The organism is Corynebacterium qintianiae, assembly GCF_011038645.2.
Taxonomy (GTDB): Bacteria; Actinomycetota; Actinomycetes; order Mycobacteriales; family Mycobacteriaceae; genus Corynebacterium; species Corynebacterium qintianiae.
This window is the reverse complement of record NZ_CP064955.1, coordinates 1,784,477-1,798,972: the sequence shown is the minus strand read 5'-3', so window position 1 is coordinate 1,798,972 and position 14,496 is coordinate 1,784,477. Positions and strand designations below refer to the sequence as shown.

At 61.4% G+C, this 14,496-nt stretch carries 10 protein-coding genes, 2 tRNA genes and 2 rRNA genes; 11 read left to right on the top strand and 3 right to left on the bottom strand.

What is annotated here, in order from left to right; translation table 11 throughout:
• Positions 1-369: 369 nt before the first annotated feature.
• From G7Y29_RS08780 to G7Y29_RS08765, 4 genes are all read left to right on the top strand, one after another.
• Positions 370-3,440: ribosomal RNA gene (locus tag G7Y29_RS08780) — 23S ribosomal RNA — on the top strand.
• A 174-nt stretch (positions 3,441-3,614) separates the two neighbouring features.
• Positions 3,615-3,732, top strand: a 5S ribosomal RNA gene (rrf, locus tag G7Y29_RS08775).
• Between the two features lie 1,091 nt (positions 3,733-4,823).
• Complete coding sequence (locus tag G7Y29_RS08770) at positions 4,824-5,588, top strand: ABC transporter ATP-binding protein (RefSeq protein WP_165004316.1); 765 nt, start codon at positions 4,824-4,826, stop codon at positions 5,586-5,588.
• The gene (locus tag G7Y29_RS08765; RefSeq protein ID WP_165004319.1) at positions 5,589-8,144 is read left to right on the top strand and encodes an ABC transporter permease; all 2,556 of its coding nucleotides are present in this window, start codon (positions 5,589-5,591) and stop codon (positions 8,142-8,144) included.
• On the opposite strand, the gene G7Y29_RS08760 is transcribed toward G7Y29_RS08765, so the two are convergent.
• Together G7Y29_RS08760 and G7Y29_RS08755 are read right to left on the bottom strand one after the other, a co-directional pair.
• The gene (locus G7Y29_RS08760; protein WP_235933588.1) at positions 8,141-8,488 is read right to left on the bottom strand and encodes a fluoride efflux transporter FluC; all 348 of its coding nucleotides are present in this window, start codon (positions 8,486-8,488) and stop codon (positions 8,141-8,143) included. The genes G7Y29_RS08765 and G7Y29_RS08760 overlap by 4 nt on opposite strands.
• The gene (locus G7Y29_RS08755; RefSeq protein ID WP_165004325.1) at positions 8,485-8,826 is read right to left on the bottom strand and encodes a CrcB family protein; all 342 of its coding nucleotides are present in this window, start codon (positions 8,824-8,826) and stop codon (positions 8,485-8,487) included. Before G7Y29_RS08755 ends, G7Y29_RS08760 begins: the two co-directional genes overlap by 4 nt.
• Positions 8,827-8,936: 110 nt before the next feature.
• On the opposite strand from G7Y29_RS08755, the gene pgm reads away from it, so the two are divergent.
• From pgm to G7Y29_RS08720, 7 genes are all read left to right on the top strand, one after another.
• The gene (gene pgm / locus G7Y29_RS08750) at positions 8,937-10,595 is read left to right on the top strand and encodes a phosphoglucomutase (alpha-D-glucose-1,6-bisphosphate-dependent) (protein WP_165004328.1); all 1,659 of its coding nucleotides are present in this window, start codon (positions 8,937-8,939) and stop codon (positions 10,593-10,595) included.
• A 52-nt stretch (positions 10,596-10,647) separates the two neighbouring features.
• Positions 10,648-11,136 carry a MauE/DoxX family redox-associated membrane protein gene (locus G7Y29_RS08745; RefSeq protein ID WP_268896820.1) on the top strand — a complete coding sequence of 163 codons (489 nt, stop codon included), beginning with the start codon at positions 10,648-10,650 and terminating at the stop codon, positions 11,134-11,136.
• A 53-nt stretch (positions 11,137-11,189) separates the two neighbouring features.
• A complete protein-coding gene (locus G7Y29_RS08740) occupies positions 11,190-11,930 on the top strand; it encodes a DsbA family protein (protein WP_165004331.1) in 741 nt (246 codons plus the stop codon).
• A 140-nt stretch (positions 11,931-12,070) separates the two neighbouring features.
• Positions 12,071-12,143: transfer RNA gene (locus tag G7Y29_RS08735), tRNA-Ala, on the top strand.
• Positions 12,144-12,168: 25 nt separating this feature from the next.
• Positions 12,169-12,241: transfer RNA gene (locus tag G7Y29_RS08730), tRNA-Ala, on the top strand.
• 123 nt (positions 12,242-12,364) lie between these two features.
• Complete coding sequence (locus tag G7Y29_RS08725) at positions 12,365-12,862, top strand: methylated-DNA--[protein]-cysteine S-methyltransferase (RefSeq protein WP_165004335.1); 498 nt, start codon at positions 12,365-12,367, stop codon at positions 12,860-12,862.
• On the top strand, positions 12,855-13,616 hold the full coding sequence (locus tag G7Y29_RS08720) for a fructosamine kinase family protein (RefSeq protein WP_165004338.1): 762 nt from the start codon (positions 12,855-12,857) through the stop codon (positions 13,614-13,616). Before G7Y29_RS08725 ends, G7Y29_RS08720 begins: the two co-directional genes overlap by 8 nt.
• Here the strand turns inward: G7Y29_RS08720 and nadE are convergent.
• Positions 13,613-14,449: an NAD(+) synthase gene (nadE, locus tag G7Y29_RS08715; RefSeq protein WP_488153993.1), complete on the bottom strand. Its 837-nt coding sequence runs from the start codon at positions 14,447-14,449 to the stop codon at positions 13,613-13,615. The two genes, G7Y29_RS08720 and nadE, sit on opposite strands and share 4 nt — an antisense overlap.
• Positions 14,450-14,496 lie beyond the last annotated feature (47 nt).

The window sequence follows — 14,496 nt, the reverse complement described above, 5'->3', positions numbered from 1 at the left end:
TGTGCTGCTGACAGTTGTTGGTGGTGGTGTGTGGTGTGCGTGGGTGGTTGAGTCGCCGTGTGTGTGACTGCCGCCGAAGTATGAAATCCGGGTGGATGCATGCCGGCATGATCGTTGGAAATGGTTGTGCTTGTGTCGCGCTGGTGTGCAATTGATGGTTGCAGGCAAAAAATGATTGTGGTGTGTTGGCATGCTGTTGGGTTTCTGGTGCAGCAGATGTGTTGTTACCGTGTGGCCTGCATTGTGTCGTGTGTGTTCCTTGTTGGGGCGCGTGCGGTGGGTGTGGGTGTGGTGTGTGAGAACTGTATAGTGGACGCGAGCATCTTTATTCTTGAAATTGTGTTTTGTGTGTGTGCCTTAGTGTTTTGTGTGTTTTTTATTAAGGGCGTACGGTGGATGCCTTGGCATGCTGAGCCGATGAAGGACGTGTGAGGCTGCGTTATGCCTCGGGGAGTTGCCAACTAAGCGTTGATCCGAGGATGTCCGAATGGGGAAACCCGGCACCAGTTATGTGGTGTTACCCGCAGGTGAATTCATAGCTTGTGTGGGGGTGACGCGGGGAAGTGAAACATCTCAGTACCCGCAGGAGAAGAAAATAAAATATGATTCTGCTAGTAGCGGCGAGCGAACGTGGATGAGGCTAAACCATGTGCGTGTGATACCTGGCAGGGGTTGCGTGTGTGGGGTTGTGGGATGCGATTTGTACGAAGGCTGTCGACTTTGTGCGCGTGTGTTGTGTGTTAGCGGAAGTCACTTGGGATGGTGCGCCGTAGTGGGTGAGAGCCCCTGTACGTGAAAATGCATGGCAGCGTGTTGATTGTGTCCCGAGTAGCAGCGGGCTCGTGGAATCTGCTGTGAATCTGCCGGGACCACCCGGTAAGCCTAAATACTCAGTGTGACCGATAGTGGATAGTACCGTGAGGGAATGGTGAAAAGTACCCCGGGAGGGGAGTGAAATAGTTCCTGAAACCGTGCGCTTACAATCCGTCAGAGCACCTCGTGTGTGTGATGGCGTGCCTTTTGAAGAATGAGCCTGCGAGTCAGCGGCATGTCGCGAGGTTAACCCTGGTGGGGTAGCCGTAGCGAAAGCGAATCCTAAGAGGGTGTTGTAGTGGCATGTCCTGGACCCGAAGCGGGGTGATCTACCCATGGCCAGTGTGAAGCAGCTGTAAGAGGTTGTGGAGGCGCGAACCCACTTAGGTTGAAAACTGAGGGGATGAGTTGTGGGTAGGGGTGAAAGGCCAATCAAACTCCGTGATAGCTGGTTCTCCCCGAAATGCATTTAGGTGCAGCGTTATGTGAGCTTGCCGGAGGTAGAGCTACTGGTTGGTTGAGCGGGACTATCATCTTAGCAATGTCAGCCAAACTCCGAATGCCGGTTTAAGTGTTGCATGGCAGTGAGACTGTGGGGGATAAGCTTCATAGTCGAGAGGGAAACAGCCCAGATCGCCGGTTAAGGCCCCTAAGGGTGTACTAAGTGGAAAAGGATGTGGGATCGCGAAGACAGCCAGGAGGTTGGCTTAGAAGCAGCCATCCTTGAAAGAGTGCGTAATAGCTCACTGGTCGAGTGGTTCCGCGCCGACAATTCAGTGGGGCTCAAGTACACCGCCGAAGCCGCGGCATGCTTTTAGCATGGGTAGGGGAGCGTCGTGTATGGGGTGAAGCAGTACCGTAAGGGGTTGTGGACTGTGCACGAGTGAGAATGCAGGCATGAGTAACGAGTGGTAAGTGAGAATCTTATCCGCCGGATGACTAAGGGTTCCTGGGTCAAGTTCGTCTTCCCAGGGTGAGTCGGGTCCTAAGGCGAGGCCGACAGGCGTAGTCGATGGTTAACGGGTTGATATTCCCGTACCCGTGCATACGCGCCCAAGGGTGAATCGGTGATACTAACCACCCTGATCGGCAACCATGCGCGTCTTTGACGTGTGGGTTGTTGTGATGCGTGGGGCCTGATCCGTAGTAGCCGAGTGATGGGGTGACGCAGTGAGGTAGCTCAGCCACTTATTGGATTGTGGTGCAAGCGTGTGGCACGAACTGTGAGTGAAATGCTTCGGTTCATATGTGTGAGGCGTGACGCGTAGCCCCTTTGGGGTGATGTGGGTGATCCTGTACTGCCGAGAAAAGCCTCTAGCGAGTGTGTGCACGGCCCGTACCCGAAACCGACACAGGTAGTCAGGTAGAGAATACTAAGGCGGTCGGGTGAACTGTGGTTAAGGAACTCGGCAAATTACCCCCGTAACTTCGGGAGAAGGGGGACCTTCACCGGTGAAGGCCTTTAACGGCCGGCAGCGGGTGGGGGTCGCAGAGAATAGAGGGGAGCGACTGTTTATCAAAAACACAGGTCCGTGCGAAGACATACTGTTGATGTATACGGACTGACGCCTGCCCGGTGCTGGAAGGTTAAGAGGACCTGTTAGGTAGTGATACCGAAGCGGAGAATTTAAGCCCCAGTAAACGGCGGTGGTAACTATAACCATCCTAAGGTAGCGAAATTCCTTGTCGGGTAAGTTCCGACCTGCACGAATGGCGTAACGACTCCCCTGCTGTCTCAACCACAGGCCCGGTGAAATTGCAGTACGAGTAAAGATGCTCGTTTCGCGCGGCAGGACGAAAAGACCCCGGGACCTTCACTATAGCTTGGTATTGGTGTTCGGTGCGGTTTGTGTAGGATAGGTGGGAGACTATGAAACCGCCACGCCAGTGGTGGCCGAGTCGTTGTTGAAATACCACTCTGACCGTAGTGGATACCTTAACCTTGGCCCATGATCTGGGTTGGGGACAGTGCCTGGTGGGTAGTTTAACTGGGGCGGTTGCCTCCCAAAGAGTAACGGAGGCGCCCAAAGGTTCCCTCAGCCTGGTTGGCAATCAGGTGCAAGAGTGTAAGTGCACAAGGGAGCTTGACTGTGAGACGTACATGTCGAGCAGGGACGAAAGTCGGGACTAGTGATCCGGCACCAACGTGTGGAAGTGGTGTCGCTCAACGGATAAAAGGTACCCCGGGGATAACAGGCTGATCTTCCCCAAGAGTCCATATCGACGGGATGGTTTGGCACCTCGATGTCGGCTCGTCGCATCCTGGGGCTGGAGTAGGTCCCAAGGGTTGGGCTGTTCGCCCATTAAAGCGGCACGCGAGCTGGGTTCAGAACGTCGTGAGACAGTTCGGTCTCTATCCGCCGCGCGCGTTGAAACTTGAAGAAAGCTGTCCCTAGTACGAGAGGACCGGGACGGACGTACCTCTGGTGTGCCAGTTGTTCCGCCAGGAGCACCGCTGGTTGGCTACGTACGGAAGGGATAACCGCTGAAAGCATCTAAGCGGGAAGCCTGTTTTAAGATGAGGTTTCTTTTGAGGTTCCCCACAGACTATGGGGTTGATAGGCCAGATCTGGACAGTAGGCAACTACCGGAGGTGACTGGTACTAATACACCAACAAAAAACAACGAATCAACGGCCCAAACAAAACACAACAGTGTTTCAACAATAAAAGCCGCACGCGTCCACTATGCAGTATCTGACACACCACACAACCACCACCAAACCACCCACACGGGTGGAAACAAGTGGACCACAACAACAACATACTTGTCGCACACAAGCGACACACCTTAAAAGATGTGTCGGTGGTTGATGGCGGCGGGGAAACGCCCGGACCCATTCCGAACCCGGAAGCTAAGCCCGCCCGCGCTGATGGTACTGCCCCCGGGAGGGGGTGGGAGAGTAAGTTACCGCCGACCCAACAACTTCATCAACACCAAAGCCCGCAACCCCCACCACCACGGTGGACCGGTTGCGGGCTTTCAGCACCCCACCAACAACCCACACCGTGGGCAACAACGACCGACAATCAAACCCCCACCGACGTAAGCCGACATCCAAACTCCGCAACGCGGACACCGGGCCCGACACCAGACTCCGTCACCAAACTCCGCCACGGCACAATTGCCGCGAGATCAACGGACTGGGCACGACAAAGTCCGCAATGCGGACCCCGCAGTGGCAGAGTTCCTGCACAAACAACAGACCGGGCCGGAGAAGCTCCGCAATGCGGACGTAGTGGCCCACCGAGATCAACGGATCGGACACAAGAAACTCCGCAATGCGGACACCGCCACAGCGGACCTGCTGCAGAAACAACCGGTTGGGGCCGCTGTGTGCTCCGCAATGCGGACTCCGCCCCGACTCCAGACTCCGCCACGGCAGAGTCCCTGCGAAAACAACGGACCGGACATAAGAAAGTCCGCTATGCGGACTCCGCCTCCGACACCGGACTCCGCCGCGGCGGAGTTCCTGCGAAAACATCGAATCGGGCGCGCCGTGTGTACTCCGCAATGCGGACTCAGACTCCGACGGCAGACTCTGCCGCTGCAGAGTTCCTGGGCATTTAGCCCCATCGGTGGTCCGGGCCGGAACTCCGCAATGCAGACTCCTCCGTTTCAGAGTTCCTGCGGAAACAACCGGTCCGACCGGAGGTACTCCGCAATGCGGAGTGTAACCGCCCCGGCGTTCCGGTCTTTCAGAGTTCGTCCGGGTCAACAACAGTGTCGGCCGTCGCGGAGTCCACGGTGTCCCCCTGCCAACCCCCTCAGCAACTCCGCTGTTACCCTGTTCGGTCTTGGCATCCGCTACGCACACAAGTAGCCCGAGGGGCGTGGCCGGGATGCGCTCTAGCCGTTTCGATTCCAAGCTCTTGGTCGTCGATCCTGCCCGCGCAATTGGGAGGTGCGGTCATTCCTCGGGTTGTCCAACTCCCATCTCGGCAATGTCAGACCGGCCCTGTACGGTGTTGTGGAGAGATACGTGGAACAAGGACGGAGTGATCGTGTTTATGGGTAGCACGGCAACTGGACGGCATCGCGCCCCAGAACCTCAGGCAGCGGCGCGCGCGGTCAACTTGGTTAAGACGTACGGCGAGGGCTCCGCCCAGGTGGTGGCGCTGGACGGCGTAACCGTCGAGTTCGCGAGGAACCAGTTCACCGCTATTATGGGCCCTTCGGGTTCTGGAAAGTCGACGCTCATGCACACGATGGCGGGTCTCGATTCTTTCTCTGGCGGGCAAGCCTTCATCGGGGATACTTCTCTAGCTGAGCTGAAGGACAGCCACCTCACTGATTTGCGCAGGGACCGCTTGGGTTTCATTTTCCAATCCTTCAACCTTGTGCCCACCCTTACGGCTGCTGAGAACATCACGCTCCCGTCCGATATCGCGGGCAGGGAGGTGGACCTAGGATGGTTTGACGAGATTGCCACGCGCCTCGGCCTCAAAGAACGCCTGTCGCACCGTCCAAGCGAGCTTTCTGGCGGGCAGCAGCAGCGCGTCGCCTGCGCCCGTGCCCTGGTCAGCCGACCAGAGATCATCTTCGGTGACGAGCCAACCGGCAACTTAGATTCCAACTCCTCGCGTGAGGTGCTCGAGATCTTGCGCACCGCCGTCGACCAGGATGGGCAGACGGTCGTGATTGTCACCCATGACGCGCGTGCCGCGTCCTACGCCGACCGCGTCATTTTTCTGCGCGACGGCCAGATTGTTGATGAGCTATGGGATCCGACGATGGAGTCGATCCTCCAGGTGATGTCCGGGATTGAGGGTTAGATGCGTTCCGCAATGACTCGGGTGTCAATGCGCAACATCGTCGCCCATAAGCTTCGCCTCGCTCTTACAATTCTTGCGGTTGTGCTCGGCACCGCGTTCATTGCGGGCTCGCTCATGTTCACAAACATGCTTGATCGGACGTTCAGCAGTGCGGTGAGCTCGCAGTTTGACGGTGTTGATGCGGTTGCGGGCCCGGGTGAGAATATGGCGGCTCTCCCGAACGAGGTGGTTGATGAGCTGCGTGATGCGCCGGGCGTCGACAAGCTCAACATCGAGGGGAGCGCGACCGTGGTGGCGGCGACCACCGAGGGAGACCCCATTCAGACGGGACAGGGTGGTTCAACCGCGACAATTTACTACCCGGCCGATGAGTCGGTGGGGCAGGCAGCTGAGATTGTCGACGGCCGCGCGCCCGATGCTGTGGGGGAGGCCGTTCTGAACCAGAACGCGGCCGGCAAATACGGCATTTCTCTCGACCAGCAGCTGACGATTGTGGATCAGGCTGGGCGTCAAACATACACCGTGGTCGGCTTCTACAACGACGAGGTCGCGCAGAGCGCGTCGCTGGCGTTCCAGATTAGCCCGGAGTCCTTCCGCGAGTTCTATACCGACGGGGCCACGGTTCCCAGGGTCTCCCTTTCAGCTGCGGAGGGGATCGCCCCGCAGCAGCTTGTCGACGACCTCCGAGCCGCGCACCCCGAACTCAAAATCGATACCGGTGAGGTCCTCGCGGAGGAGGCGACAAAGCAGGTACGCGACGCACTGAGTTTTGTCAGCTACTTCCTCATCGCTTTCGGCCTGGTCGGCTTGTTGGTGGGCACATTCCTCATTGCCAACACGTTCTCAATGATCGTTGCGCAGCGGACGAAGGAGTTCGCGCTGCTGCGTGCGCTTGGGGCGTCGAAAAGCCAGATCACCCGGTCTGTATCGGTGGAGGCGTTTATCGTTGGCCTGCTCGGATCGGTGCTCGGTGTGATCGCGGGCGCCGGTCTCGTTGCAATCATTAAGGCCGTGATGGGGGCCAATGACATGCCGCTTCCTGACGGCGGACTCGGCCTGTCAGCGCAGGCAGTAGGGGTGCCCATTGTGGTGGGCGTCGTTGTCACGTTGCTGTCTGCATGGGCACCGGCCCGAAAAGCCGGGCAGGTTCAGCCCGTCGAGGCGATGCGCTCGAGCGAGTCGGCGTCCCCGCAACCGCTGAGGGCGCGAACCATTGCCGGTGTCGTAATAATTGCGGTCGCCGCCGTGGCGGCCGCAACAGGAGTGTCGTGGGAGGAGGGGACCACCGCCAACCGTGCGATTCTCGTCGGGACTGCAGCGGTCGGCGTTATCGCGGGTGTCTTCCTCGCGGGCCCGGCTTTCTCTCTGCCTGTGGTGCCGCCTCTGGGCCGTCTCATCGGTGCGCCGTTCGGCGCAATGGGCCGGCTCGCGTCGACGAACACGCGCCGAAACCCGCGGCGAACGTCGGCAACCGCTTTCGCCCTCATGCTGGGCATTGCGCTGGTGACTGTGATCGGCATGCTGGGGGCGTCGATGAAGCAGTCCGTTGCCGATCTGACCAAAAACGAGATCACCGCAGAGTATGTGCTTACGGGTCCCGACACCGGCGCATTCCCCGTGCCCGCCGATCTGCCCGGACGCCTTCCGGGGGTTGAGGGTGTCGGTGAAGTCGTCTCCTACTCGGAGGTGCCGATCGCCGTCAACGACGAGTTCGGCTACCAGTTCGGGCCGTACGGGGCCTCGCCCGTGTTTTCCGGGGACCCTGCGGAGTTGCTGAGCCTGGAGATGGTGGATGGCACGTCTAAGCTCGAGGGCGACACCGTGATCGCGCCCGAGGCGTGGGCGAAGGAGCGTGGGTGGTCAGTGGGCGACACCGTAACTATTTCCGCACCGGGGATCTCTCCCGAGACCGTGGAGGCGACGCTCGGCGGCATCTTCGCGGAGTCGAACGTCATCAAGGCGCCCGCCGTCGGTCTTGACACGGCGATGAAGCTCGTGCCATCCAGCACGGTCAAGATCAACATGGTGGGTGTCAACGGCGACGGAACAGCCGACGCCGGCCAGCTCCGGGCCAACCTCGAGGCGGAGGTCAAACCTGACATCATCGTGCAGGTTCGCTCCACGGATGAAATGAGCGGGCAGGTCATGGGAATGATCGACCAAATGCTATTCATCCTCTACGCCCTTCTCTCGCTCGCGGTGATTATCGCGATTCTCGGCATCGTGAATACTCTGACGCTTTCGGTTATTGAACGCCGCCAGGAAATCGGAATGCTGCGCGCCGTCGGGTCAAAGCGCGGGCAGGTCCGCACGATGATCATCCTAGAATCCGTCCAGATGGCGATCTTCGGCGCGTTGTTCGGCATCCTCATGGGCTTGGGTTTGGGATGGGCGTTTCTCACCGTTCTGGCGGATCAGGGGTTGAAAAACATCGATATCCCGTGGACGCTGGTAGGAGTTATGCTGGCTGGCTCTATCGTCGTCGGAATCTTGGCGGCTCTGTGGCCGGCCCAGCGCGCGGCAAAGACGCCCCCGCTGGACGCGATCTCAGACTAAGAGCCGAAGGCGCGGGCCGCGTAGCGCAGCCCGAATAACGCTCCTATGAGGCCGGCCACCACGGTGGCGAGCGCGTAGCGCGCCACCTCCCTCCACCGGCGCTGCTTGATCATGAGCCCGAGCTCTCGAGACAGCGTCGACCACGTAGAAAGTGCCCCTGCGAAACCAGTTCCCAACAGCAGCGGCCAGATGCCGGGCATGCCGACAGTGAAGCCGAGAACCGCGGAGCCGACGGCGTTGGCCGCCCACGTGCCCGCCGTGCCACCGGGGCTGCGGCTTAAGGCCCATCGGGCGATGCCCCCGAGGAAACCGCCCAGTGCGACAGAAAGGAAAGCGGCAATCATGCGGACCTCCCCGCCGGTCTCCGCATAGCGTCCCCGATTAGCCACCCTCCGACGCATGCGCCGAAGGATGCCGCCATGATCGCGAGGGCCAGTATGGCTGAGGACTGCGCGGCGGCCAAAGAAACCGCAGAAAAAGTGGTGAAACCGCCCAAGAAGCCCGTGCCCCAGAACTTCCCAGGGGCGAAAAACCCCATGGCGAGGCAGCCGACAGCGTTCATGGTGAGTGTAATGCCGAATACCTCCGCGGGGGTCACCGCAGACAGGGCGAACACGATCGCGTACCGTGCCAGCGCCCCCAGCACGGCGCCGGCACCGACTTTCAAGGATTCGGTCAGCACAACGGGACAGTTTATCCCCCGAATGTCGCGCACCGTGGCGAAAACCCCCATGCGCGGGAATGATTGGAGAGTAAACCAACGACATCCGTGACGCTAAGGAGCAGCCTGAGATGGCACACGAACGCGCGGGCCAGCCCGCACAGCCGAACGACCTGATCGACATTGCCGAGGTTGTCACCGCGTACTACACGCGCGACATCGACCCGCAGGACGCAGACCAGCAGGTGGCGTTCGGAACCTCAGGCCACCGCGGATCGTCACTGGACAACGCATTTAACCAGCAGCACATCTGGGCAATCACCCAGGCGATTGTCGACTACCGCCGCGAGAACAGCATCGGCGGCCCGATCTACATCGGCCGCGACACTCACGCGCTGTCTGAGCCGGCGATGGTCTCTGCGCTCGAGGTACTCGTCGCCAACGGTATCGACGTGCTTGTCGACGCCGCCGGCGCCTACACCCCGACCCCCGCGGTATCCCACGCCATTCTCAAGCACAACGCGCAACTGCCCGGCGGAGTCACCGGTACCGACCCGCAGCGCGCCGACGGCATTGTGATCACGCCCTCGCACAACCCGCCGCGCGACGGCGGCTTCAAGTACAACCCGCCGAACGGCGGCCCGGCAGATACGGATGCAACGGACTGGATTGCGCAGCGCGCGAACTCCTACATTGCCCGCAGTCTGGAGGGCGTGGAGCGGGCGTCGATAAGCGGCGTGCTCGATGAACGGGCCGGAAAGTTCGACTTCATGGGCTCCTACGTTGCGGACCTGCCGAACGTGGGGGACATCGACGCGATTCGGGAGAGCGGGTTGAGCATCGGTGCCGACCCGATGGGTGGCGCGTCCGTGCATTACTGGCAGGCCATTGCCGACACCCACAACCTGAACCTGACCGTGGTTAACCCGCAGGTGGACGCGACCTGGCGGTTCATGACGCTGGACACCGACGGCAAGATCCGCATGGACTGCTCCAGCCCGAGCTCCATGGCCTCCCTGGTACACAACCGCGACAAGTACGACATTGCAACCGGCAACGACGCGGACGCCGACCGTCACGGCATCGTCACCCCCGACGCCGGGCTGATGAACCCGAACCACTACCTCGCCGTGGCGATCGAGTACCTGTTCTCGCACCGCCCGGGTTGGGGTGAGGGGACCGCGGTGGGCAAGACCCTAGTGTCGTCCTCGATGATTGACCGCGTCGTCGCTTCCCTCGGCCGCGAGCTGGTCGAGGTTCCCGTCGGCTTCAAGTGGTTCGTGCCCGGGCTTATCGACGGCACCATCGGTTTCGGCGGCGAGGAATCCGCGGGCGCCTCCTTCCTCCGCTTCGACGGGAGCGTGTGGTCGACAGACAAGGATGGGCTCATCCTCGACCTGCTCGCGGCCGAGATCACGGCGGTGACGGGAAAGACGCCGTCGCAGCGCTATCGCGAACTAGCCGAGAAGTTCGGCGAGCCCGCGTACGCGCGTATCGACGCCCCCGCCAACCGCGAGCAGAAAGCCACCCTGAAGCGGCTCTCACCTGAAAAGGTGGGCGCGACCGAGCTGGCCGGCGAGCCCATCACCGCTAAACTGACCGAGGCTCCCGGCAACGGTGCAGCCATCGGGGGGTTGAAGGTGACCACCGAGAATGCTTGGTTCGCCGCCCGGCCGTCCGGCACGGAAGACAAGTACAAGATTTACGCCGAAAGCTTCAAGGGCGACGAGCATTTGGCCCAGGTGCAGAAAGAAGCGCAAGCACTGGTTTCCGAGGTTCTTGGGGAGTAGCTCACAGTTGCCGTGGTATCCCCGGGAGCGCACCTCGGCTAAGGTTCTAACAGTGACAACGAAGCACGGTATCCTCGATCCCCCCGAGGTTGGCGGCACCCGCGAGGTGGTGCTCGACATTCTCTCCGCGGCCGCCAGGTTTTTTATGGCTTACATCTGGATCTCCGCTGGGTGGTCGAAGATCGGCGCGCACATGGACGTCACCCAGACGATCCAGGCCTACGAGATCTTCACCCCGGCATGGTCCGACCTGTTAGCGCGCATCATCGGTCCGCTCGAACTTGCCGGTGGGTTACTCCTCCTACTGGGTATCAAGCTGCGGCCGGCCGGGTGGGTGTCCATCGGTGTGCTCATGCTTTTTGTCATCGGCCTGGGTTCAGCGTGGTCGCGGGGGTTGATAATTGACTGCGGATGCTTCAGCCCGGATCCCACGGAGACGGGGACGAACATTCTGGCGACGATGGGTCGCGACGTGTTCTATATCGCCATCACGTTGTTTATGATCTACCGCCCGTTTAAGAAGTGGGCGGTCTACCCCTAGACTGAGGGGCAATTGTGTACAAGTCATCGAAATCAAGGTAAGGGTGGAAAGACGTGACCACGCGTAAGGTGCAAAATCCCAACGACAAGGGCGGGGCAGGATTCCTCTGGGCACTTGTCGCCGTCATCGCCATTGCGGCTGTCGTGATCGGCCTCATCTTCTTCAACGGCCGCTCGCAGCGCAGTGAGGCCATGGCCGAGAAGATGATTCCGGTAGAAAACCTCGTGGTCAGCTACAACGAGGGGGACCCCTCGTTTACGCTCGCCGCGGCCGACGGCGGGGCCGATGCACCCTCGGTGGACCTCTTCGAAGATTTCTCCTGCTCCCACTGCGCGGACCTAGCCACCTCCACGGACGCGGACGCGCTGGAGAAAATCCAGGCAGGCGAGCTCGTTGTCAACGTGCACCCCATGAACTTCCTCGACGGCCAGGGCGGTCAGGTCGGCCACTCGACCCGCGCGCTCGCCGCCGAGCTCGCACTCGCCGCCCACGGTGACGCCGAGGCACTGTGGAACCTGCGCGCCATGCTTTTTGAAAACCAGCAAAGTGTCTACAACAAGGTCGACTACGACGATCTCGCGGACCGCGCCAAGGAGTTCGGTGCCAGCGCGGAGGCTGTTCAGGACATCCGCGACGGGGCGTTCGAGGAGACCGCGCAAGCCGTGGGCACGGCCAACTACGACTACCAGAACGAGAAGACCGGGGAGGCCTACACCCCGCGCGTCATGCGTGACGGCGAAGACCTCGTTGAGGGCCAGGAGATTCAGAACTGGGTCGGCGCAGCCGCCTCCTAAAAAGTCAGGGGGAGGGTCCCGTCTTCGAAGCAGTGAAGGCGGGGCCTTTCGCGTGCTGGGGATTTGGTCGCTCTCCGGAGCCGGGTGTATATTGAGCGGAGTTGTCCGCAGGGTTTGTCCTGGGGCGGCACCCATATCCTGGGGCTATGGCGCAGCTGGTAGCGCACCACACTGGCAGTGTGGGGGTCAGGGGTTCGAATCCCCTTAGCTCCACTTTCACAACTTCATACGTTTTCAAGGGGCTATGGCGCAGCTGGTAGCGCACCACACTGGCAGTGTGGGGGTCAGGGGTTCGAATCCCCTTAGCTCCACCCTTTTTCTCCTCGGCCCGCGCGGGCCGGGGAGTTTTCGGTTCCGGGTTCCGTGAACTGGTTTCTAAGGTCGGCCTTGCGGTTTCAAGAGCCCAATGAAGCTGTTCCGTAGACTTGGACGGCATGACCCTGACCTGGACCACTACTGATACTCCGATCGGAGAGCTGCTTCTCGCCGCTTCGCCGAATGGTTTGGTGCGCGTGGCCTTCGAGTGCGAGGGCTTTGACACTGTCCGCCGCGATGTAGAGCACAGCACAGGGGAGAGGCTCGTCCAGGGGGAGTTGGCTGGCGTCCAGGCGCAGCTCGCCGAGTATTTCACCGGGGAGCGCACGGTGTTCGACCTCGAGCTCGACTGGTGCCTCAGCACCGGGTTCCGAGGCAGAGTGCAGCGCGCGCTCCTCGGCATCGTCTATGGCCGAACCGAGACGTATTCCCAGATCGCGCACCGACTAGGCAATCCGAAAGCCGTGCGCGCCGTAGGCACGGGGTGCGGCACGAACCCGTTGCCCATTGTTGCGCCCTGCCACCGGGTGCTGCGCAGCGACGGCTCTCTCGGCGGGTACCGTGGCGGGCTCGACATCAAACGGCAGTTACTTGACCTGGAGGCAACTCGTGCCTGAAGTATTTATTAAGAAGGGGAGCGCCCCGCGGTCGGCTGCCGCGGAGGCTGCGTACCTGAGGTGGTTGCGCGAGGGTAGCGGAGCGGTGGTCGAAGTCTTCGACTTCGACGACGCAGCGAACACCCTTACCATCGAGCACGTGGCCTCCGCCCACCCGACGCGAGACGCGGCGCGGACGGCGGGCCGCGAGCTGGCGAAGATCCACGCGATGGGAGCTAGCGCATTCGGCGCACCGGCCAACGGGTGGGACGGCCCGAACTTCATCGGCCGCGCCGAGCAGGAATGCACGCCGACGCAGCGGTGGGCCGACTTTTACGTGCACCAGCGGGTCCTCCCGTTTGCGGAGGAAGCCAATAAGGTGGGTAACCTCCCAAGCTCGGGGCTCAACGCGGTCAAGCGCGCGTGCCGGGCCCTGCTGGATGAGGACGAGGACGCGCCGCTGGCCCGCATCCACGGCGACCTGTGGTCGGGCAACCTGCTGTTCTCCCCGAACGGGCCGCGGTTCATTGACCCGGCGGCACACGGTGGGCATCCCCTCACGGACATCGCGATGCTCGAGCTGTTCGGCGCACCACACCTAGACGCGGTCGTCGACGGGTATCTAGAACAGGGCGAGTTGGGCGCTAACTGGCGCAGTCGAATACCGGTCCACCAGCTCCACCCGCTGGCCGTGCACGCCTACACGCACGGTCCGAGTTATGGCGGGGCGCTCGAGCGCGCTGCCGAGGAGACGCTGGGCGTGCTGGGCGTTTAGCGCCACCAGGTTTCGGCGGGTCCGGGAGGCAGGTGGCGCTTGTGCTGGCCTACGCGCCACAGGTACTCGAGGCGCTCGCGGGCGGTGTCGGGAACGTCCTTGCCCTCAAGGTAGTCGTCGATGTGCGAGTAGGTCACGCCGAGTGCGACCTCGTCGGGCAGTGCCGGGCGGTCCTCCTCCAGGTCGGCGGTGGGCACCTTCTCCCACAGGCGCCTGTCCGCGCCGAGGTAATCGAGTATTTCGGCTCCCTGGCGCTTGTTCAACCCGGCGAGCGGTAGAAGATCCGCAGCGCCGTCGCCGTGCTTGGTGAAGAACGCGGTGACGTTTTCGGCGGCGTGGTCGGTGCCGATGACCAGCATTCCGCGCTCGCCCGCGATGGCGTACTGCGCGATCATGCGCATCCGCGCCTTGACGTTTCCTTTGTTGAAGTCGCCGATCTCACCGGCCGCGAGGCCTTTGGCTACGCTCTCGGCCATTGCGGTTGTGGCGGGCTCGATGTCGACGGTGGCGCGCTCGTCCGGCGCGATGAACTCAAGCGCGAGCTGCGCGTCGGCCTCGTCGGCCTGCACGCCGTGGGGGAGCCGCACAGCGGTAAAAGTGGCCTCCGTGCCTTCCGCGCGAAGCTTTTCGACGCTCAGCTGCGCGAGCCGGCCGGCCAGCGTCGAATCCTGGCCCCCTGAAACGCCGAGGACGAAGCCCTTCGAGTGCGCGGTGCGGAGGTAGTCGGCGAGGAAGTCCACGCGCTTGGCGACCTCGGCCGCGGGGTCGATCGAGGGTTTGACCCCGAGCTGCGCGATGATGGTGTCCTGCAGGTTACCGTTGTTTCCAGTCATGGGAGTCATCGTAGATCACCTACCCGGCAGGGTTTTGGTTATCGGGT

Coding starts and splice junctions, on each gene's coding strand:
- G7Y29_RS08770 (WP_165004316.1), top strand. CDS start 4,824: ATGGGTAGCACGGCAACTGGACGGCATCGCGCCCCAGAACCTCAGGCA.
- G7Y29_RS08765 (WP_165004319.1), top strand. CDS start 5,589: ATGCGTTCCGCAATGACTCGGGTGTCAATGCGCAACATCGTCGCCCAT.
- G7Y29_RS08760 (WP_235933588.1), bottom strand. CDS start 8,488: ATGATTGCCGCTTTCCTTTCTGTCGCACTGGGCGGTTTCCTCGGGGGC.
- pgm (WP_165004328.1), top strand. CDS start 8,937: ATGGCACACGAACGCGCGGGCCAGCCCGCACAGCCGAACGACCTGATC.
- G7Y29_RS08725 (WP_165004335.1), top strand. CDS start 12,365: ATGACCCTGACCTGGACCACTACTGATACTCCGATCGGAGAGCTGCTT.
- nadE (WP_488153993.1), bottom strand. CDS start 14,449: ATGACTGGAAACAACGGTAACCTGCAGGACACCATCATCGCGCAGCTC.